This is a genomic window from Sporacetigenium mesophilum DSM 16796 (genome assembly GCF_059569055.1).
Map to the genome: position 1 here is coordinate 35,893 of NZ_JCANUR010000012.1, position 21,331 is coordinate 57,223.

Sequence of the window (21,331 nt, forward strand, 5' to 3'; positions counted from 1 at the left end):
AAAATTATGAGTTCCTATATTAAGAAACACAATAGTTTGCATAGTAAAATACTAGATATATTATTTTCTATAGCATTGAGCTTAGTTGTTATATTATGCTCTGTTAAACTTACATTGTCATTTAAACAAATTTATTATTTTGATATAAATTATTTAAATATACCAGCAATAACTAATATGGCTGAAGAAGACATAAAATCTAATTACGATTATTTAATAGATTACAATCTAAGTAGTGAAGAAAAAGATTTTAAACTTCCAACTCTTTCATCTTCAAAATATGGAAAGATACATTTTGAAGAAGTTAGAGATATATTTCAAACTTTAGACAAGTTACTTTATATATGCATAGGTATAAGTATATTAGGTGTTCTTATAGATTTTAGAAATAAAAACTTTAAGTTCTTAAAATATACCTATATTAGTTTAATAGCTATACCTATAATATTGGGGCTTCCTTTTATAATTAATTTTGATGCAAGTTTTATATTGTTTCATAAATTAGCATTTAGTAATAACTATTGGATATTCGATCCTAGTTTGGATCCAGTAATAAATATTCTTCCTCAGGAATTCTTTTTTCATGAGGCCATGTTAATACTAATAATAATATTTGGAACAAGTTTTATATTTAGATATATATATAAGAGATTAATAAATAAAAGCTAGGGCAACTTAATGTCCTAGCTTTTTTTTATTAATTTCCAACATACAAACTTGAGCAAGGTTCCATCTGGTCGTTGGCGACATGAGGGTCGCGAATTTTGCTAATCTATTTCACTTCCAATTTGTATAACTTCTTTCATTTTGGCCATTATATGTTCATACCCTCCTGTGCTGTGAGGAACTAAGCAATTAGAACAATCTTTAATTCCATTTTTATATTTAAAGTTTCCGCCACATTTATTCTTTAGCATGTAAAGAGGACAGTAGCAAAAAAGACAATTAAATTCATCTTTATTTTTTGTGTTATGGCACGGAAAATATTCGCATTTATTATGTTGGTTAAATTTAAAATTTTCAGACATAATTATAATCCTCCTGAGATTTAGTTTATATGGTAATATTATACAATAACTATATTTAGAAAGTATTATTAAATTTCATAATAATGGTATAATAATATTATGAGAAAATACATATAATGAGGTGTTTATATGGATAAAAAGATAGAAAAATTAGAAAAAGCAGTACTTGTAGGATTGAATATAACGACTATGTCAAAACAGGTAGATGATATAGATATAGAAGATTCTATGGATGAATTAGGAGAACTTGTTAAAGCTGCCGGTGCAGAAGTAGCAGGAGTCATAGTTCAAAATAAACTAGCAAGAGATGCAGCTTACTATATTGGCAAGGGAAAAGTAGAAGAAATAAAGAATTATTGTGATTCATTAGATGCAAATTTAATTGTATTTAACGATGAATTATCAGGCGCTCAAATGAGAAATATTGAAGAAATAACTGGGACAAAGGTTTTAGATAGAACTGCTTTAATATTAGATATATTTGCGCAAAGGGCTTTAAACAAAGAAGGAAAGTTACAAGTAGAACTTGCACAACTAAGATATAGACTTCCTAGACTTCATGGATTTGGTGGAGAAATGTCTAGAACAGGGGCAGGCATAGGAACTAGAGGGCCGGGAGAACAAAAGTTAGAAGTAGACAAAAGACATATATTAAGTAGAATTTCGGATATAAGAAGCGAGCTAAAAGAAGTTAAGAAAAACAGAGAAACTCAAAGAGCTCAAAGAATAAAAACTCAAATTCCTATAGTAGCGCTAGTAGGATATACTAATGCTGGCAAATCAACATTAATGAATGAAATTATAAAAACTCATAAGGATTATAATGAAGAAAAAGAAGTTTTGTCAAAAAATATGTTATTTGCTACTTTAGATGTAGCTCTGAGAAAAGCATTACTTCCTAACAAAAAAGAGTTTTTATTAGTAGATACAGTTGGATTTGTAAGTAAACTTCCTCATGACTTAGTAGAAGCTTTTAAGGCTACATTAGAAGAAATAAATTACGCAGATGTAATAATACATGTTATAGACGCATCTAACAAAAGTTATGAAATACAAGAAAAAACAACATTAAACGTATTAAAAGAATTAGGTGTAGTAGATAAGCCTATGATAACTGTATATAATAAAGCAGATAAAATAGACTACAAAGTAAATGTATTAAAAGATGAAAATACTATATATGTATCTGCTAAAACAGGTCATAATCTTGAAAAATTGTTAGAAAGAACTCAAGAAAAACTAATGGGTACTATGTATAAAGTTGCTCTTTTAATCCCTTTTGATAGGGGAGATATATTTAACACACTTAAAAATAAATATAATATAGATAAATTTGAGTATGTTGAAAATGGAACATATGCAGAATTAAGTTTAAATGAAGAAGATTATGGAAGATATAAAGAATATATAGCAGAGAAATAGGAGAAAAAAGTGGAGATAAATTGGGACAATATAAATAACTTAGAAGATCATTTTATCACCTATTTGTTGTACAGAGAAGGAAAAGATGTAGGGAAGATAAGTAAAATAAGAAATATATCGCCAGAAGCAGTAAATGATGATCTAATAAAAGCAAAACTAGAAATAAAATTAAGTGTTAAAGAGATTGAGGAAAACAAAGATATAATAGATAAACTTTTAGAATTAGATAAAAATTCTAGATTAGTATATATAGAATCCTTTGATGAAAAGCAACTGCTTAATTTTAAGAAAAAGCTTTATAAGAGAATATTAATTGAAAAAAATGCTGAGGATTTAATGATATTAGTATGGACTATAGGTGAATTAAAAGATGAAAAATTTTTAAAACTACTACACTCTATAGCTAGTCACAGACATTCAGATGTAAGAAGAATGGCCTATTCAGCTATGAGAAAAATAAGTTCTCCAGAAAGCCTTCCTTATTTACATAAGGGTCTTTACGATAGCAATCCTCAATCAAGGCAATATTGTGCAAAGGCTTTAGGTAAACTAGGTAATAAATATACTGTAGATTTATTAAAGGATATTTTAAGAAAAAATAAAAATGAAAAAAGTTATGTTATCAATGCAATTAAAGAGACAATAAAAGAAATTGAAAAAGGACAATAAAAAGACTATATACAGTGTTTAAACCTTCATAATTGATTCTTCCTCAACATATAATTTATAAACAATAATTTAAATGACATCACTGCAACTCCCGGTGTAATTATCAGTGCTTCATATAGATTGTAAAATTATTTTATAAGGGGAGGAATTAAAAATGATAGTAAGACGCTGTGCAGGAGGAGTAGTATTTTATGGGAATAAGGTATTACTTCTAAGAAATGATAAAGGTGAGTGGGTGCTTCCTAAGGGAAAAATACTTGAAAGTGAACTTACTACACAAACTGCTATAAATAAAGTAGAAGAAGAAACAGGAGTAAAAGCTAATATATTAGGAACAGCAGGAGAAACTGTATATGAATTTTTCTCTAGAAGTAGACAATCAAAAGTTTGCAATGCCATAATATGGTATGTAATGGAATCTAAAAATACAGAACATGATATTAATAAAGAAAAGGGATTTTTAGATGGAGGATTTTTCAAAATAAAAGATGCGCTAAATATTTTAACACATAATAATGATAAAGCTATAGTAGACATATCATTTCAGAAATACAAAAATTTAAAAAAATCTGCATAGAGTAATTAAATATTATAATAAAAAGATTAGCTAAGATTAAAAAAAATTAGCTAATCTTTTTTATTTTTTGAAGTTTAATTTTTAACTGAAAATTTAAATTAGTGTGTACCTTAAAAAATAAAGTTTAACATATATTGGGAGGGTGTCCACTTTATTTTTTTTATTATATATGGGAAAACGTATTAATAATTAAGAACTTTTCTAAAGGAGTACCTTTTTAAATAAATTCTGATATACTATATCCTATAAATACTAAATAAGTGATATACTTCTTAAAGTTGATGGAGGGAATTAAAATGATAGGTTTACACAATATAAAGGATAATTTATTTGGAAAAGTTATAGTAAATCCTAAAAGGGAAGAACTAAGACAACTAGCAAAAAATATGGAAGTAACTACAGAATTTAAAAGTGCAAGTTATATAAGTGAAGTTAGAAATAGAAGTGCTAAAAATACTTATATAGTTGATGAGATAAATACAGGTGTAGATCAAAAAGAAATAAGCAAGGAAAAAGCAGATGAAATAGCTAAAAAGGTTTTAGAATACGTTAAAGATAAAGAAATGATAAGAGTAGACAGAAAGATGGGAATGAATGATAAGTTTTCATTTAACTGTAGATTATATATATCTAAAGAATATGCTAGAATAGCGCATATGTGGAATAATACTTTATTTGATCCAACTGATGCTGAAAATCCTGATCTTATAAGTATATACGTTCCAGAGTGGCCTGAAAGAATAATGTTTGCTTATCCAGAAAGTGGAATGACATTTATATTAGGTAGTGATTATTTCGGAGAATCAAAAAAATCTTTCTTAAGAATGGCTATGTATAAAGTTAAGCAAATGGGTGGTTTAGGATTCCATGCTGGAAGTAAGGTATTAAGAGTTTATGATAAGAATCAAAATTTAAAAGATGTTGGATTCATAATGTTTGGATTAAGTGGAACAGGCAAAACTACATTAACTATACATGATCATGGTTTAACTGGAGAAGAAAGAGCGATAGTAAGACAAGATGACGTTGTATTTATGGATAAGAATGGATTCTGTGCAGGAACAGAAAATGGATTCTATATAAAGACAGAAGGGTTAACTCCAAATCAACAAGAAGTTTTATACAAAGCTGCTACAAGTCCTAATGCAGCACTTGAAAATATAAAAGTATTTGAAGGTGGAAAAGTTGATTTTGATGATACATCATTAACTTCAAACGGAAGAGGAGTTATCTTAAGAGAAGAAATAGATACTACAGATAATACTGTAGATTTAGAAAAAGCAAATAAAATAATTTTTATAACTAGAAGAAATGATATAGTTCCTCCTGTAGTAAAACTTACTCCAGAGCAAGCTTTAGAGGCATTTATGTTAGGAGAATCTATAGAAACTTCTGCAGGAGATCCAACAAAAGCAGGTCAATCTAAGAGATGTGTAGGAACTAATCCATTTATAATGGGTTCAGAAATAGAAGAAGGTATAATGCTTAAAGAAATATTAGAAAACAATCCAGATATGGAATGCTATATACTAAACACAGGAAGTATTGGGGCTAAAGGTGATTTCAAAGGTGAAAAATTATCTATAAAAGTTTCAACTACTATAATGAAAGAAATGGCGAGAGATACTATAGAGTGGATAGAAGATAGTGAATGGGGTTATATGGTACCTAAATTTGTTGAAGGTATAGATATAGAAAAATACAATCCTAGAAGCTACTATACAGAAGCTGAATATAGTCAAATAGCAACTAAATTAAAAGCAGAAAGAGTAGCTTGGTTAGCTAAATATGAAAATCAAGATATACTAGAAGTAGCTGCAACTGAATAAATTATTAAGCTGAGTGTATATACTCAGCTTTTTTAGTTTTAATAATATATGGTATTATTAAGTTATAAATATTACATAATAATAACGGAGGAAGTTATATGATTAAAAGTTATAAAACTATCCATGAATACGGTTTTGATGAAATTATAATAGAAAAATCTACTTTTATAGGATATTCTAAACCTGTAGAAACTGAAGATGAGGCAGTAGAATTTATAAAAGAAATAAAGAAAAAACATAAAGATGCAACACATAATGTATGGGCATATACTATAGGTATGAATATGGAAATTCAAAGATATAGTGACGATGGAGAACCTCAAGGAACTGCAGGAATACCAACACTAGAAGTTATAAAAAAAGAAGATTTAAGAAATACAGTAGTTGTAGTAACTAGGTATTTTGGAGGAATAAAGCTAGGAGCAGGTGGTTTAGTTAGAGCATATACCAAAGGAGCTAAAATAGGTTTAGAGAGTTCTAAAATAATAGAAAAAGTATTATATAAAGATATTAGAATAAAAATAGAATACAATCAACTTGGAAAAGTACAAAATGAAATAATAAATATGGGATATTACATAAATGATACTTTATATGAAGATAAGGTAGTTTTTATGGTTTATTCTAAAATGGATGAAGTTGATAATCTAAAAGAAAAAATAATAGAAATAACTTCTGCAACTGCAGAAATAAGTGAAAAGGAAGAATTCTATTTATCAGAATATAATGGAGAAATACTATTATAAAGGAGTAATAATTATGAAAGATATAGATGTTGTAAAAAAAGAGATGTTAAATTTAAAAAAATGGGCTGTTATAGGATTTACAGATGACAAAAATAAATATGGATATAAAATATTCAATAAACTAATAAAAAAAGGATATACAACTTATGGAGTAAATCCTAAATATGATGAAATAGATGGTATTAAAGTATATAATTCTATAAAAGATGTACCTGAAAAAGTTGATTGTGTAAGTATGGTTGTAAATACAAAACTGTCATTAAATGCATTAGATGATATAGCAGAATTAGGAATAAAATACGTTTGGTTTCAACCAGGTACATTTGATGAGAATGTAATAGATAAAGCTAAAAAACTTGGATTAAGTATAGTGTATTATGAATGTGTATATGTAGATTTAGGATATTAGGATAAATGAGGGCAAATGCCCTCATTTTTAAATGAATTCCTCAATAAAAGGATCGACCTTACTAGGATCTAAATGTATATCAACTAAAGGAACATTATTTTTAAGATTAGGAATCAAATCTATATATGTGGGCTTTTTTACTTCGTAAAAAATACCCATAGGTAGTTTGTTATCTATTTCTTGATTTAAAGCAATTTCAATAGCCTTTAACTTATTACTTTTGTCGTGGTCTTTGGGTATTTCATAAAGATGTTCTTTATACCATCCATAAGTATTTACTTTATTAAATACTACACATGGTTGCATTATATCTACAAAAGAATAACCTTTGTGGAGTATTGCAGCTTTCATTATCTCAGTAAGGTGCTTTTTATCTCCTGAGAAGCTTCTAGCTACAAAAGTAGCACCGCTTATTATAGAAAGTGCTATAGGGTTTAAAGGATGGCTTATAACCCCATCTAATTGCATAGTAGTTATTTGACCAAATGCAGTAGTAGGAGATCCTTGGCCTTTGGTTAAACCATATATTTGATTATTATGCATAAAGTGGGTTATATCTATATTTTTTCTCATATTGTGAATTGTATGGTTTCCACCTTCGCCTAAACTATCTCCATCCCCTGAGTTAACTATAACAACAAGATTTTTATTTGCAATTTTCATTCCAACAGCAGGGGATACACCTCTGCCATGTAGTCCGTTAAATCCATTTGTATTAATATAGTGAGGTGTTTTAGCTGCTTGACCTATACCTGATACAGATATTACTTCATGAGGATTTAGACCAAGGGCTTCTAATGCCTTTTTTAGACAATCCAAAATAGAGTAGTTACCGCATCCAGGACACCAAGATGGTTTTAAGTTACAATCAAATCTCATTTACAACACCTCTTTTCTTAAAAATTCTAATATATCTTCATGATTTAGTTGACGACCATCGTACTTACATAAACTTTTATCCATAGTTATTTGAGTTTCTTGAGATATTAATTTAGATAGTTGACCACTGTAATTTTGTTCAATATTTATAATATAATTTGCAATGCCTGAGTATTTGTATAATAGTTTAGTTGGAAGAGGATATATATCCCCAAAAACTAATGCTCCTATATTTACTTTTTCACTTGTAAGGGTATACACAGCTTCTCTTAAGGCACCTTGAGTTGACCCCCATCCTACAAGTAATATTTCAGGAGATTTGTTTCCAAAATAATTAGGTTCATGAATATCATTATTTATTAATGTTTCTAACTTTTTATCTCTTTTTTTTACCATATTGATTCGTACTAGTGGATCTTCTGTAATATGCCCATTTTCCAAGTGTTCATGGGAATCCGTTAGTACTAAGTGATTTGATTTACCAGGGATTAATCTTGGAGATGCTCCGTTGTCACTAAATTCATATCTCTTGTAATTTTGTATTTCACTAGGATTTGCTAAATACCTATCTATGGTTACCATAGATGAATCAAATACTGGAGTTGTAATATTACAATCAGCCAAATATTCATCAGATAAAATAATTACAGGTATTTGATATTTTTCTGATAAATTAAATGCTCTAGTAGTTTGATAAAAACAATCTTCAGTGTCTCGGAGTGATATAATCATTCTTGGAAATTCTCCATGTCCTGCAGTTAAAACAAAGCTTAAATCGCTTTGTTCTGTTCTAGTTGGAAGTCCTGTAGCAGGGCCAGGACGTTGTACATTAACTACAACCAAAGGAGTTTCACTTACACCTAAGAAACTTAGTGTTTCTGTCATAAGTGCTAATCCGCCCCCAGATGTTGCTGTCATAGATCTTACGCCGGCAACAGATGCTCCAACAGCCGTATTAATAGCTCCTATTTCATCTTCTGCTTGTTCTACAACCATACCTGTATGATTTTGTTTAGTTGATAAATAAGTCATTATACTGGTAGCAGGGGTCATTGGATATGAAGAGAAAAATGTACATCCTGCAGATATAGAACCTAAGGCTAGGGATGTGTTTCCATTTATAAGCATACTTTCTTTTTTATCTATATTAGGAAGGGTAAGGATATTTTTACCAATACTATATCCAGCTTTCAAGGCTTTTTTGTTTAACTCTAACTTTTCACCTTTAAATGAAGAAGATAATACATTTAATGCTATATCTAAATTTAAGTTAAACATTTTAACCAACATACCCAAAAGCACAGTGTTAGACATAAGTATATTGCCTAGAGACTTTGCCGTGTTATTTATATTAGCGGAAAAAATATTATCATCAGTATATGTAGTAGAATTATCACATAGTATAACTCCATTTGTTTTGAGCTTATGTTTATGATTTTTTATTATTTCATCATTTAAGGCTATTATAAAATCAAATTTATTAGAATGTGAATATATAGGGTGTGAAGAAAATCTTATTTGGATGTAGTTGTGGCCGCCCCTAACTCGAGATTCGTAGTTTTTTGTAGAAATTAAATAGTATCCTAGTTTATGAAGAATTTTTTCAATATTATTAGAAATGGTATCCATTCCTTGACCGGCTGCCCCACCAATTAATATGTTATAATCGCTCATCGCAAGAAGCCCCCTTAATAATTTATATAGTTAAACTTATGTAAAAAACATATAAATTATTAATAAAATTCGCTTTGCTCATGTCGCCAACGACCTTAAAACAGGTCCGTTGCTCAAAAAACTACCTTTGATTTATCAAAGGTAGTTTTAGTCATGTGGTAGGCCTTTTTTAATTTCATATATACCGATTATAAGTAAAAATACTCCAAAGAGTTTTTTTAGAGCTGTAGAATCTAAATGGTTTGCAATAAAAGACCCAAATACAGCTCCAGCTACTCCAAAAGCAGCCAAAGGAATTATAAGATCGAATCTTACACTTTTATTTCTCATATGAATCATTAATGCAAATAAAGACATAGGAATAGAAGATAGTAAATTAACACTTTGAGCTATATGAGGTTCAATATTTGCTAGTATAACTAGTGAAGGTATAAGTATTGTGCCGCCACCCATCCCCATACCACCTATAATACCAGCCAAGAAACCTATAAATACTAGAAACATTAAAACACCATCCTAATAGCAGCTATAATCATAATACTTCCAAACATTAACCTCAAATGTCTACCTGTAAATCTATTTAGAAGTTTTGCTCCAACAATACCTCCAACTATGCTACCTATGGCTACCTTGTAAGTTATGCTAAGGTCAAAGGTACCTTTAGATATGTAAACTACAGAACTAGACGTAGTTAAAAATACTACTATACCTAATGCAGTAGCATGAGATTGATGTTCTTCTACTTTTAATATGTTATTTAAAGCAGGAACTAGTATAGTACCACCACCAGAACCAAATATCCCATTTATAAAACCACTAATTATACCTACTAGCGTAGTTTTTTTATTAAACTTTGCATATTTTTTTATATCCATATTATCACCTTCTTGTATTATTTTGAGCCAAAAGTGTAAATTATATTTAATATAAATTAAATATGATATAATTAATAATAAGTATGGAATTAAATTACAGAAAGGGGAAAAACATGTCTAACATACAAGAAAAAATAGAAAAAACGGTTCATTGGCTAAGAGAAAAAACAAAAGAAGCTAATGCCAGTGGATTAATAGTTGGAGTATCTGGAGGTATAGATTCTGCAGTAGTTGCATATCTGATAAAAAAAGCATTTCCTAATGATTCTATAGGTGTAATTATGTCTATAAAAAGTAGTTCTAAAGATAGAGAAGATGCTCTTAAAGTTATAAATGGATGTAATATGACTCATTTAGATTTAGAGTTATCAGATATTCAAAACTTGCTTTTAGATAAGGTATTATATTCTATGCAAGATAAAGGATTATACAAGGAAGACAACCTAAAAATAACAGATGCAAATTTAAGAGCAAGAATGAGAATGAGTACTTTATATACAGTTGGAAACAACTTAAATTATCTAGTTGTAGGTACAGACAATGCGGCTGAAATACATACTGGGTATTTTACTAAGTATGGAGATGGTGGCGTAGATTTAGTGCCACTAGCTAATTTAACAAAGAGAGAAGTATATGAATGGGCTAGGGAATTAGGTGTACATGAAGATGTAATTGATAGAAAACCTTCAGGAGGATTATGGGAAGGTCAAACAGATGAAGCTGAAATGGGAACTACTTATGATATGATAGATGCTGTAGTAGAAGGAAGAATAAGTGAAGTACCACAAAAAGATAGAGAAATAATAGAAAGACTTCACAAAAGAACTGAACACAAAAGGAATATAGCAGCAGCTCCACCTAAATTCTAATTAGTTTACTAATTTAATAAATTATGATAAAATTACGGTGTATCTTTTGATACACCGTTTGTATTTTTAAATTATAAAATTTTTATATATAAATTAAGGAGTGGAAGTTATGGGACGTATAGGCAATATAATAGATAGAAAAGGAAAACAAGATTCTAAAAGAGCAAAGATATTTACTAAGCATGCTAGAGCTATAACTGTTGCAGCTAAAATGGGTGGAGCAGACCCAGAGTACAATGCAACTTTGAAAACTGCAATAGAAAAGGCAAAGGCTGACAATATGCCGAATGACAATATAGATAGAGCAGTACAAAAAGGTGCAGGTGGAGGACAAGGAGAAAACTTCGAGAACATAACTTACGAAGGATATGGTCCTGGTGGAGTTGCTGTTATAGTTGAAACATTAACTGATAATAAAAATAGAACAGCTGGTAATGTAAGATTCTACTTCGACAAAAATGGTGGAAACTTAGGTACTAGTGGTTGTGTATCATTTATGTTTGATAAAAAAGGACAATTATTAATAGAAGCATCTGAATATGTATCTGAAGAAGATTTAATGGATGTAGCTTTAGAAGCTGGAGCGGAAGACTTTATAACAGAAGAAGATGGATATGAAGTAATAACAACTTCAGAAGATTTTGCTGCTGTAAGAGATGAACTAAAAGCTAAAGGGTATGATTTTATATCAGCTGATGTAAAAATGATGCCTCAAACTACAACTGTATTAACTGATGAAGAACAACTAAAGTTTATGAACAGACTTATAGATATGTTAGAAGATGATGACGACGTACAAAATGTGTACCACAATTGGTCAGTAGAAGAGTAAACAAAAAGGTATAGCAAATGCTATACCTTTTTTGCTAATATGTACAAAATACTGCGTTAACTTCAGCTCTCACTTCTAAGGTACCTTCAGATATAGGAGTAGTACCTACTTCCTTAGTAGCAGCAAGTACATAAGGTCTAGGTGGAGGAGTTTGAGACATAACAACTTCTGATATCTCCTTAGGTACTTTTTTTAGTCTAACACCTAAAGTATTTGCCATTAATTTTCCTTTATTTACAGCATCTCTAACTGCCAATACCAAAGCCCTATCATAGTATTTTTCGATGTTAGAAGCAGTGAATGTTATATCTACATCACTATTAGCTCCATTTTCAATTGCTATTGTATAAACTTCGCCTACTTGACTTATATCTCTAACTGTTATTTTAAGTATATGTACTACCTCATAACCTCTAAATATTTGTCTTCCATCTTCATAATCGTATGCCTTTCTTATACTTATATCTACTGTTTGAATGTCTTCTTTGTCTATACCTATATTATATAAGTCATTTAATATGTTGTTAATTATTTCGTTGTTTTCACTTTGAGCAACTTTAACATCCATAGATTCTGTAGTAACTCCTAAGGTTAAAATAGCAATGTCAGGGTTAACTTGTATAATCCCTATTCCATTTGTAGACATAGTTCCTTCATCGCAAGTACTGTGCATTTGATTCTTCATTGGGTGCATATTCATGTAAGGTATCATATTTATCCTCCCTATAATACAAACTTAGTACAAATATATGAATGAAAAAAATATATTATGTTATAAATAAAAACAAAAAAAGAAGGTTTAAACTACCTTCTCTTAATCAACTAGACGATATAATCTTTCATAGTTCCAAGGCTTTAATATTACTTTAGATATTAGCTTAGCAGAGTCAGAATATTTTTTTATTTGAGGGCATATTTTATATATTTCGAATTCATAATCTTCTAAATTTACCTTAACGTCATTTTCTATTTTTTCTTCATATATTTTCAGTAAATTTTTTAATTGATTATATTCTAAAGAAGATAGTTCATATAAAAGTGAAGCCTTATGTTGAGGCTGTTTAAAAAATAATAAACCTTGTTTAAACTCTATAAAATCTAATCTGTCTTGAAATTCTTTTAGTTTTTCGTCCATAAGAATTCCTCCTTCAAGCCTTTTATTTATTGTATGAAAAAATATAGGAAAAGTTAACCATAAATACAGCATAAATGTATAAATACCTTAAAACTGGATAAAATAACCTTTAGAAGGAGGTTGGTTTTATGTTTGAGAAAAGAAGGTTTCCTTGGCACATACCAGTTATAGCAATAATAGGTATATTAGTTTTAGCAAGTGGAGTATACATAGGATTAAAATCAGAAAGCGATAAAAACAATAATACTGAATTGGTTTCTAAAATAGATAGGACTAATAAAGAAAGTGCTATGGATATAAGTGAAGAATGTGAAATATGGGTTGTAAAAAAATATCCAGACGGAACTCCAGTTGAAGAAAATGGAGGAACTATGGTAGGAACTATTCCAAAAGATTTAATAGGAAAGTCAAAAAGTGATATATCAAAATATCTTTTAAATGAATATCCAAATAGAAAAATAGAAAAAATGAGTAAATATGAAATAACTTTAGTAGAAACAATAAGTGAACAACCACAAGCAAAAGGCGAATATAGTATAGAGGAATTAGATGGTTATATTGTAGTTTATAAACACGGTAAAAACAACGAAAAAGAGATATTAGAAAAGACAGATATACATCTTAATTCTCTACCAAAATCAAGTCAGGATGAAATTAAACAAGGTATATTTGTAAATTCAGAAGATGAAGCATATAGCAAATTAGAGGACTTTGGAAGTTAATATAACTTCCAAAGCCTTTTTTTGTTATAATAGTATAGAATATACGTTTGGTGGAGGAATAATTATGATTATTTTAGGAATAGACCCGGGAATTGCAACAATGGGGTTTGGAGTAATAGAATATGTTGGAAATAAATTTAATGTTATAGATTATGGTGCAGTTATAACTACTCCAGATATGAACACAATACACAGACTTGAAAGAATATACAAAGGAGTAGATACGCTTATAAAAAACTACAATGTTGAAGAAGTTGCTATAGAAGAGTTGTTTTTTAATAAAAATGTAAAAACAGCTATAACTGTAGCTCAAGCTAGGGGAGTTGCAATGCTTGCCTGTGGACATAACAATGCAAGCGTATATGAATATACACCTCTACAAGTTAAACAAGGGGTAGTGGGATACGGTAGAGCAGATAAAAATCAAGTTCAACAGATGATAAAATCTATTTTAAATTTAGAAAAGGTTCCAAAACCAGATGATGTTGCAGATGCATTAGCTATTGCTGTTTGTCATTGTCACTCTAATAAATTAGAAAAAACTCTAAAAAATATAGGAGGATACTATGTATAGTTATATAAAAGGAATTATTGAAGAAATTAATATAGATCATATAGTAATAGAATCTTTTGGAATAGGATACAGAATAAATACTTCTCAAAACACAATGGTAGATTTAAAAAAAGGACAAGAATCTAAAATATACACAAAGCTAATAGTTAGAGAAGATGATATGAGTTTGTGTGGTTTTAGTAGTAGAGAAGAATTAAATATGTTTGAACTTTTGACATCAGTATCTAAAATAGGACCTAAAGTTGGCCTTGCTATGCTTTCATATGCAAATCCAAAACAAATAGGAGCTTTTATAATAAGTGAAGATATTGCTAAATTGTCGAAGGCCCCTGGAGTAGGAAAGAAAACAGCAGAAAGAATAGTACTAGAACTAAAAGATAAAGTTGACAAAACTAATGTAGAGTTTGAGCCAACTTTACTTAGTTCACAACCGATGGGGGATTCTTCTGATGAGGCAGTTAGCGCTTTAGTTGCGCTAGGCTATTCTACACAAGAATCAAAAGAGGCTGTAGAAAAATGTAGGAAAGACAGCTTTAATACGGAAGATATTATAAAAAAATCACTAACATATCTTATGACTAAATTTGTAAAGTAGGGGGGTAAATATGGATTTTAACGAAGATGAAAGAATAATAACTTCTAATATGAAAAATGAAGATGTCGATATAGAAAGTAGTTTAAGGCCTAAGACACTAGATGACTATCTTGGTCAAGAAAAGGCAAAGGAACAACTTAAAATATTTATAGAAGCTGCAAGATCTAGAAGTGAGCAGCTAGATCATGTACTTTTATATGGACCTCCTGGACTTGGTAAAACAACATTATCTTCTATAATAGCAAATGAAATGGGAGTAAACTTAAGAATAACATCAGGCCCTGCTATAGAGCGAGCAGGTGATTTGGCAGCAATACTTACGAACCTAAGTGAAAATGACGTATTATTTATAGATGAGATACACAGAATAAATAGAAGTGTAGAAGAGGTTTTATATCCTGCCATGGAGGACTTTTGCTTAGATATAATAATAGGAAAGGGACCTTCTGCAAGATCTATAAGACTGGATCTTCCTAAGTTTACATTAATAGGAGCTACAACTCGTGCAGGAATGCTTACAAATCCATTAAGAGATAGATTTGGTGTTATATCTAAGTTAGATTATTATACTGTTGAAGAATTATCTAAGATAGTAATGCGTTCGGCTCAAATCTTAGGAGTCGATATACAGTCAAGAGGAGCAACAGAACTAGCAAAAAGGTCAAGAGGAACCCCAAGAATAGCAAATAGACTTTTAAAAAGAGTCAGAGACTATGCACAAGTTAGAGCAAATGGAATAATAAGTGATGATGTAGCCAAAGATGCACTTGAACTTTTAGGAGTAGATAGTTTGGGACTTGATTATGTAGATGAAAAACTTATGATGACTATAATAAATAAGTTTAATGGGGGCCCTGTAGGACTTGATACATTGGCAGCATCAACTGGAGAAGATAGAAATACAATAGAAGATGTATATGAACCTTATCTATTGCAGTTAGGTTTTATAAATAGAGGGCCAAGAGGAAGAATAGCAACTTCTCTTGCTTATAATCACTTTAATATTCCTTACCCAAATAAATAATATTATTAAAAATATAGAAAAATATTATTGGTTTTGATAATATAGTATTTGTATTTTTTGTAAAAAACATAAATAGAAAGGAAGTTCATTTTGAAAACTAGCGATTTTTATTTTGATTTACCAGAAGAACTAATAGCACAAACGCCTTTAAAAAATAGAGATGAATCAAAGCTTATGGTATTAGATAAAGAAAGTGGAAAAATAGAGCATAAGATATTTAAGGATATAGTTAACTATTTAAATCCTGGTGATTGTATAGTATTAAATAATACAAGAGTTATACCTGCTAGATTAATAGGAGAAAAGTTAGAAACAGGTGGAAAAATAGAATTTTTACTTTTAAAGAGAATAGACAAAGACACTTGGCAATCACTAGTAAAACCAGGAAAAAAAGCTAAAATAGGATCTAAATTCTCTTTTGGAGACGGTAAACTTATAGCAGAAGTTATAGATATGGCAGAAGAAGGATCTAGAATAATAAAATTTTATTATGAAGGAATATTTGAACAAGTTTTAGATGAACTAGGAAACATGCCTCTTCCTCCTTATATAACAGAAAAGTTAGAAGATAAAGAAAGATACCAAACAGTTTATTCAAAACATGAGGGATCGGCAGCAGCACCTACTGCAGGTCTACACTTTACAAATGAACTACTTCAAAAAATAAAAGACAAAGGTGTAGAAATAGCCTTTGTAACTCTACACGTTGGGCTAGGCACATTTAGACCTGTAAAAGTAGACGACGTAGAAAAACATGATATGCATTCTGAATTTTATATGGTAAGCAAGGATAATGCAGATAAAATAAATAATGCAAAGAAAAATGGGAAAAAAGTAATATGTGTTGGAACTACAAGTTCTAGAACATTAGAGTCAGTAAGTGACGAAAATGGATATATATCTGAAATAAGTGGATGGACAAATATATTTATATATCCAGGGTATAAATTTAAGTGTGTAGATTGCCTTATTACGAATTTTCATTTACCTGAATCAACTCTCATAATGCTAATAAGTGCTCTTTCAACCAAAGAAAATGTCTTAAATGCATATGATATTGCAGTTAAAGAAAAATATAGATTCTTTAGTTTTGGAGATGCGATGTTTATAAAGTAATTTTAAAAACAGGGGAGTAAATATGAATAAAGTTACGAGTGAAATAAAAAAATTTAAAAAAATATTTCTAAGATGGGCTTATTTACTTGAATCTATTATAGCTGTAGTTGTATTAATAGCTGTATTACTTGGAGTAATCGATTTAATTAGAATAATATGGGGAGCTTATATAATAGACTTTGCCCATCCAGTTAAATACGAGCAAATAAATGATATACTAGGTCAAGCGCTACTACTTGTAATAGGAGTGGAACTTGTAGTTATGTTATCCCTACATATACCAGGTGCTTTACTTGAAGTTTTACTTTATGCAATAGCTAGAAAATTATTACTGCTTCCAAAGACTAGTTCAATGTTAGATTTAGTTTTAGGAGTTTTTGCAATAGCTGGTTTATTTGCTATAAAAAAATATCTAACATCAGATAGTAAAGGTCCTATAAGTATAGATAGTTCAAGAGAAGCAGAAGAAGCTATTACCAGAGAATTTACCATAGACAAAATTAATAAATAAGGAGAACATCATATGTCAGCAATAAGATATGAATTAATAAAAACATGTAAACAAAGCGGAGCAAGATTAGGAAGACTACACACTCCACATGGAGTTATAGAAACACCAATATTTATGCCTGTTGGGACTCAAGCGACTGTTAAAGCTATGACACCAGAGGAGCTAAAAGAAATAAATTCACAAATAATATTAAGTAATACATATCATTTATATATGAGACCGGGCCACAATCTTATAGAAAGAGCAGGAGGTCTTCACAAGTTTATGAACTGGGACAGACCTATACTTACTGATAGTGGAGGATTTCAGGTTTTTAGCTTAGGCCCTCTTAGAAAGATAACTGAAGAAGGAGTAGAGTTTAGATCTCACATAGATGGTTCTAAACATTTCTTAAGTCCAGAAAAAGCTACCGAGATACAAAATGCATTAGGGTCAGATATCATGATGGCATTTGACGAATGTGCTCCATATCCTGCTGATAGGGACTATGTTAAAAAATCTTTAGAGAGAACTACAAGATGGCTAAGACGATGTAAGGACGCACACAAAAACCCAGATAGACAAGGTTTATTTGGTATAATTCAAGGTGGTATGTACAAAGATTTAAGAGAACAATCTGTAAGTGAAATATTAGATATAGATTTACCAGGATATGCAGTAGGTGGACTTAGCGTTGGTGAGCCAAAGCCTCTAATGTATGAAGTACTAGAATATACAACTCCTTTGATGCCTAAAGATAAACCAAGATATTTAATGGGCGTAGGAAGTCCTGACGATTTAATAGAAGGAGTACTAAGAGGAATAGATATGTTTGACTGTGTACTTCCAACTAGAATAGCTAGAAATGGTACTGCCATGACTAGCCATGGTAAAGTAGTAGTTAGAAATGCTAAATACGCAGAAGATTTTTTACCACTAGATCCAGAATGTGATTGCAACACTTGTAAAAACTACTCAAGAGCTTATATAAGACACTTAGTAAAAGCGGATGAAATATTAGGTGCTAGACTTATAACAAATCACAATTTATATTTCTTATTAAAACTTATGGAAAATGTAAGAGAAGCCATAAAAGAAGATAGATTATTGGATTACAGAAGAGAATTTTTTACAAAATATGGATATGAGTTATAATAAACATGTTATAATAAAAACAATATGTAAAAATTTAAAGGAGTGGTAAAGTTGGATAGAAATGCTTTATACGGAATATTAATATGGGTTTTATTCTTCGTTGTATTTTACTTTATATTAATAAGACCACAGAGAAAAAGAGATAAAGAATTAAAAGAAATGAGAAGTGCAGTAAAAGTAGGCGATGAAGTAGTTACTGTAGGTGGAATAGTAGGTCATGTAGCTAAGGTTGAAGAAGACGTTATAATTATAGAACTAGGACCAAGTAGAACAAAGGTACCTGTTGAGAAATGGGCTATAGGATCAGTAAAAGGTCAAGAAAAATCAGACAAAAAGAAATAGTTAATATGTATTATACAAGCCTCCCTGGAATATATTTGTAGAAAGGGGAGGTGTTTTTGTGGGAAAAGGTAATGCAGTATTTAAAAGTTTGGCTTATTCTTATTTGGCTACATTAGGAGCGATATTACTTTATAATTTACTACTTACTTTTACAAGTGTATCAGGTAATACTATACCTATGGCTGCTGCGACTATAACAACTATAGCTTCTGCGTATGGAGGATTTTATGCATCTGTAAAAATAAAAGAAAAAGGGTTAATATACGGAATGCTAGTAGGATTATTGTATATTACATTTATGTTACTAGCAGTATTTTTAGCAAATGATGCATTTAAATTTGAAATGAGTATAGTATACAAGATGTTACTAACAATAGTATCAGGAGGAATAGGCGGTATTTTAGGAGTGAATTTTAAATAAAGTTTAAATCCTGGAAAATTTATGATATAATCATAAAAGATTGTTGTAGCATAGGAGGTAATTTTTATGGAAAAGAAACATGTAAAAACATTATCTAAGGCTACTCTAAAGAAGAGTGCTGAAAAAGGTGGATGTGGAGAGTGTCAAACATCTTGCCAATCAGCTTGTAAAACTTCTTGTACAGTAGCTAACCAAGAATGCGAAAGATAATACATAAGAAAATTAGCAGCATACTCATAGGGGATGCTGCTTTTTCTTTGCTATTATATAGATTAAAAAGTATTATAAATATGTATAATACGTAAGATTAGATCTTCTTTACAGGGGTATTTAGAAAAATATGCTAAAGGTAAGTTAAGAATATGTGAAAATTATGTGAAGAATATGTGTAGAAACTATTTACATTTAATTAATCAATTGATATACTTAAGTTGTGAAAATTTTACGAATAAGAACAACATATCCTAAAAATGTTGTTAAATTAACAACATAATTTGTACATAATTGTTTTTATTCGCAAGATCTTAAAAACTTATAACTAAGGGGGAAATTCTAATGAAGAGAAGATCAATGATCTTAGGTTTCGCTATGGCAGCAATGTTAACGTTTGCAGTGCCATCAGACAATTCAAAATTTGGTGGAGTAGACGAGGTTTCTGCTGCTTCAAGTACTGGTTCATCAACAAGTAAACCATCAACAAGCAAACCATCAACAAGCAAACCATCAACAAGCAAACCATCAACAAGCAAACCATCAACAAGCAAAACATCAACATCAAGTTTACTTAAAGTAGGGGTTAGAAATAACTCTGTAAAGTCTCTACAAATTAAATTAAACGTTAAAGGATACAATCTTGTTGCAGATGGTATATTTGGAAGCAAAACAGCAACTGCAGTAAAGGACTTCCAAGGTAAAAATGGTCTTAAGCAAGATGGAATAGCTGGACCACTTACTCTTGCAAAGTTAAATGCACCAACAACAACACCAACAACACCAGTAACACCTAAGCCTGAAGTAATTTCAGCTGCTTCATTAAACGTACAAAGTGCAGCTGTTTTAGAAAAATCAATAGGTAAAGACGGTAAATGGATAATAGCTACTACTAAAGACATAGTTAGCACTAATGCACTTGTTTTAGATGGTAACTTTAAAAATGGTAAGAAAAATGCAGATGGCACAGATGCTATCCAACGTAAAATAGCTCTTTATGCTCAAGATGATAATAAAAATGTAACAGATAGTTATAAATTAACAGCTCCAAAATTAACTATAAATAGTGCAAATGCTAGAATTCAAGGTGGAACATTTGTAGGAGATATTTATGTAAATGTACCAAACTTCGCGTTAGTAGATGCTAATGTTGTTGGAAATATACATTTTAAAAATCAAAAAGCTCTAGATACATTCACAACTACAAACTCTATAGTTAGAGGAAAATTATTATCTGACGTAGATGCTGTAGCAACTGCTTCATTAGTAAGAACTGAGTCTGCTTTACAAAGTGCAATAGGAAGTAATGGAAATTGGATTGCTGGTATATTAAATGATGTAACAGCTAAAAAAGACCTTGTTATAGAAGGTGAAAAGAAGAAAAATGCAACTGATGCTGCACCTGGACGTAAATTAGCTCTTTATTCACAAATAACATTACCTGATGGTTCAAAGCTGGTAACTTATAACTTTAAATTAACAGCTCCATCATTATCTGTAAAGGCTACTAATACTAATTTAACAAATGGTACATTCAAAGGTGACATATATGTTACAGCTGCAGGATTCAAATTAACAGGCACTAAAGTTGAAGGAAATATATACTTCGCTACAGAAGAACTTAAAAATGGATTTAACCTAGGAACTGGTACTGTAACAGGAACTATAGGAGTAAAAACTAAATAATTAAGTTTTTAAACACTACATATGGCTACATATGTAGTGTTTTTTCTTATAT

At 30.1% G+C, this 21,331-nt stretch carries 27 protein-coding genes; 20 read left to right on the forward strand and 7 right to left on the reverse strand.

Annotated features, from left to right (window positions below; genetic code table 11):
• Positions 1 to 6: 6 nt before the first annotated feature.
• On the forward strand, positions 7 to 669 hold the full coding sequence (locus BS62_RS10335; protein WP_496491193.1) for a TIGR01906 family membrane protein: 663 nt from the start codon (positions 7 to 9) through the stop codon (positions 667 to 669).
• Between the two features lie 98 nt (positions 670 to 767).
• On the opposite strand, the gene BS62_RS10340 is transcribed toward BS62_RS10335, so the two are convergent.
• Positions 768 to 1,028: a cysteine-rich small domain-containing protein gene (locus BS62_RS10340; protein ID WP_496491194.1), complete on the reverse strand. Its 261-nt coding sequence runs from the start codon at positions 1,026 to 1,028 to the stop codon at positions 768 to 770.
• Positions 1,029 to 1,157: 129 nt separating this feature from the next.
• On the opposite strand from BS62_RS10340, the gene hflX reads away from it, so the two are divergent.
• From hflX to BS62_RS10370, 6 genes are all read left to right on the forward strand, one after another.
• The gene (hflX, locus tag BS62_RS10345) at positions 1,158 to 2,450 is read left to right on the forward strand and encodes a GTPase HflX (RefSeq protein ID WP_496491195.1); all 1,293 of its coding nucleotides are present in this window, start codon (positions 1,158 to 1,160) and stop codon (positions 2,448 to 2,450) included.
• Positions 2,451 to 2,459: 9 nt separating this feature from the next.
• Positions 2,460 to 3,119: a HEAT repeat domain-containing protein gene (locus BS62_RS10350; RefSeq protein ID WP_496491196.1), complete on the forward strand. Its 660-nt coding sequence runs from the start codon at positions 2,460 to 2,462 to the stop codon at positions 3,117 to 3,119.
• A gap of 154 nt (positions 3,120 to 3,273) precedes the next feature.
• On the forward strand, positions 3,274 to 3,696 hold the full coding sequence (locus tag BS62_RS10355; RefSeq protein WP_496491197.1) for an NUDIX hydrolase: 423 nt from the start codon (positions 3,274 to 3,276) through the stop codon (positions 3,694 to 3,696).
• A 296-nt stretch (positions 3,697 to 3,992) separates the two neighbouring features.
• Positions 3,993 to 5,525 carry a phosphoenolpyruvate carboxykinase (ATP) gene (locus BS62_RS10360; protein ID WP_496491198.1) on the forward strand — a complete coding sequence of 511 codons (1,533 nt, stop codon included), beginning with the start codon at positions 3,993 to 3,995 and terminating at the stop codon, positions 5,523 to 5,525.
• A gap of 98 nt (positions 5,526 to 5,623) precedes the next feature.
• The gene (locus BS62_RS10365; protein ID WP_496491199.1) at positions 5,624 to 6,271 is read left to right on the forward strand and encodes a YigZ family protein; all 648 of its coding nucleotides are present in this window, start codon (positions 5,624 to 5,626) and stop codon (positions 6,269 to 6,271) included.
• A gap of 13 nt (positions 6,272 to 6,284) precedes the next feature.
• The gene (locus BS62_RS10370; RefSeq protein WP_496491200.1) at positions 6,285 to 6,680 is read left to right on the forward strand and encodes a CoA-binding protein; all 396 of its coding nucleotides are present in this window, start codon (positions 6,285 to 6,287) and stop codon (positions 6,678 to 6,680) included.
• Between the two features lie 27 nt (positions 6,681 to 6,707).
• On the opposite strand, the gene BS62_RS10375 is transcribed toward BS62_RS10370, so the two are convergent.
• The 4 genes from BS62_RS10375 to BS62_RS10390 form a co-directional block, all read right to left on the reverse strand.
• Positions 6,708 to 7,559: a 2-oxoacid:ferredoxin oxidoreductase subunit beta gene (locus tag BS62_RS10375; RefSeq protein ID WP_496491201.1), complete on the reverse strand. Its 852-nt coding sequence runs from the start codon at positions 7,557 to 7,559 to the stop codon at positions 6,708 to 6,710.
• Positions 7,560 to 9,233: a 2-oxoacid:acceptor oxidoreductase subunit alpha gene (locus tag BS62_RS10380; protein WP_496491202.1), complete on the reverse strand. Its 1,674-nt coding sequence runs from the start codon at positions 9,231 to 9,233 to the stop codon at positions 7,560 to 7,562.
• Between the two features lie 147 nt (positions 9,234 to 9,380).
• Positions 9,381 to 9,737 carry a TSUP family transporter gene (locus BS62_RS10385; protein ID WP_496491203.1) on the reverse strand — a complete coding sequence of 119 codons (357 nt, stop codon included), beginning with the start codon at positions 9,735 to 9,737 and terminating at the stop codon, positions 9,381 to 9,383.
• Complete coding sequence (locus BS62_RS10390) at positions 9,737 to 10,198, reverse strand: sulfite exporter TauE/SafE family protein (RefSeq protein WP_496491249.1); 462 nt, start codon at positions 10,196 to 10,198, stop codon at positions 9,737 to 9,739. Before BS62_RS10390 ends, BS62_RS10385 begins: the two co-directional genes overlap by 1 nt.
• Before the next feature lie 23 nt (positions 10,199 to 10,221).
• Here BS62_RS10390 and nadE point away from each other — a divergent pair, with 23 nt between their 5' ends.
• Complete coding sequence (gene nadE, locus BS62_RS10395; protein WP_496491204.1) at positions 10,222 to 10,977, forward strand: NAD(+) synthase; 756 nt, start codon at positions 10,222 to 10,224, stop codon at positions 10,975 to 10,977.
• Positions 10,978 to 11,086: 109 nt separating this feature from the next.
• Positions 11,087 to 11,809 carry a YebC/PmpR family DNA-binding transcriptional regulator gene (locus BS62_RS10400; protein WP_496491205.1) on the forward strand — a complete coding sequence of 241 codons (723 nt, stop codon included), beginning with the start codon at positions 11,087 to 11,089 and terminating at the stop codon, positions 11,807 to 11,809.
• A gap of 34 nt (positions 11,810 to 11,843) precedes the next feature.
• Here the strand turns inward: BS62_RS10400 and BS62_RS10405 are convergent, their stop codons facing one another.
• Together BS62_RS10405 and BS62_RS10410 are read right to left on the reverse strand one after the other, a co-directional pair.
• Positions 11,844 to 12,521, reverse strand: a complete 678-nt coding sequence (locus BS62_RS10405) for an SIMPL domain-containing protein (protein ID WP_496491206.1) — start codon at positions 12,519 to 12,521, stop codon at positions 11,844 to 11,846.
• Between the two features lie 102 nt (positions 12,522 to 12,623).
• Complete coding sequence (locus BS62_RS10410) at positions 12,624 to 12,944, reverse strand: hypothetical protein (RefSeq protein ID WP_496491207.1); 321 nt, start codon at positions 12,942 to 12,944, stop codon at positions 12,624 to 12,626.
• A 128-nt stretch (positions 12,945 to 13,072) separates the two neighbouring features.
• On the opposite strand from BS62_RS10410, the gene BS62_RS10415 reads away from it, so the two are divergent.
• The 11 genes from BS62_RS10415 (at position 13,073) to BS62_RS10465 (ending at position 21,279) form a co-directional block, all read left to right on the forward strand.
• Complete coding sequence (locus tag BS62_RS10415) at positions 13,073 to 13,666, forward strand: BofC C-terminal domain-containing protein (RefSeq protein WP_496491208.1); 594 nt, start codon at positions 13,073 to 13,075, stop codon at positions 13,664 to 13,666.
• Positions 13,667 to 13,730: 64 nt separating this feature from the next.
• The gene (ruvC, locus tag BS62_RS10420; protein WP_496491209.1) at positions 13,731 to 14,240 is read left to right on the forward strand and encodes a crossover junction endodeoxyribonuclease RuvC; all 510 of its coding nucleotides are present in this window, start codon (positions 13,731 to 13,733) and stop codon (positions 14,238 to 14,240) included.
• Entirely contained in the window at positions 14,233 to 14,835 is a 603-nt protein-coding gene (gene ruvA, locus BS62_RS10425) for a Holliday junction branch migration protein RuvA (RefSeq protein ID WP_496491210.1), read from the forward strand. The genes ruvC and ruvA overlap by 8 nt, the downstream gene beginning before the upstream one ends.
• Before the next feature lie 10 nt (positions 14,836 to 14,845).
• Positions 14,846 to 15,859, forward strand: coding sequence for a Holliday junction branch migration DNA helicase RuvB (gene ruvB, locus BS62_RS10430; RefSeq protein WP_496491211.1), 1,014 nt, complete (start codon positions 14,846 to 14,848; stop codon positions 15,857 to 15,859).
• Between the two features lie 90 nt (positions 15,860 to 15,949).
• A complete protein-coding gene (queA, locus tag BS62_RS10435) occupies positions 15,950 to 16,975 on the forward strand; it encodes a tRNA preQ1(34) S-adenosylmethionine ribosyltransferase-isomerase QueA (RefSeq protein WP_496491212.1) in 1,026 nt (341 codons plus the stop codon).
• Positions 16,976 to 16,997: 22 nt separating this feature from the next.
• Entirely contained in the window at positions 16,998 to 17,486 is a 489-nt protein-coding gene (locus BS62_RS10440; protein ID WP_496491213.1) for a hypothetical protein, read from the forward strand.
• Between the two features lie 12 nt (positions 17,487 to 17,498).
• A complete protein-coding gene (tgt, locus tag BS62_RS10445) occupies positions 17,499 to 18,620 on the forward strand; it encodes a tRNA guanosine(34) transglycosylase Tgt (RefSeq protein ID WP_496491214.1) in 1,122 nt (373 codons plus the stop codon).
• A gap of 51 nt (positions 18,621 to 18,671) precedes the next feature.
• Positions 18,672 to 18,962, forward strand: coding sequence for a preprotein translocase subunit YajC (gene yajC, locus BS62_RS10450; RefSeq protein WP_496491215.1), 291 nt, complete (start codon positions 18,672 to 18,674; stop codon positions 18,960 to 18,962).
• A gap of 58 nt (positions 18,963 to 19,020) precedes the next feature.
• A complete protein-coding gene (locus BS62_RS10455; RefSeq protein ID WP_496491216.1) occupies positions 19,021 to 19,383 on the forward strand; it encodes a TIGR04086 family membrane protein in 363 nt (120 codons plus the stop codon).
• A 66-nt stretch (positions 19,384 to 19,449) separates the two neighbouring features.
• Positions 19,450 to 19,593: a six-cysteine ranthipeptide SCIFF gene (scfA, locus tag BS62_RS10460; RefSeq protein ID WP_490141404.1), complete on the forward strand. Its 144-nt coding sequence runs from the start codon at positions 19,450 to 19,452 to the stop codon at positions 19,591 to 19,593.
• A gap of 345 nt (positions 19,594 to 19,938) precedes the next feature.
• A complete protein-coding gene (locus BS62_RS10465; RefSeq protein ID WP_496491217.1) occupies positions 19,939 to 21,279 on the forward strand; it encodes a peptidoglycan-binding domain-containing protein in 1,341 nt (446 codons plus the stop codon).
• Positions 21,280 to 21,331: the final 52 nt, after the last annotated feature.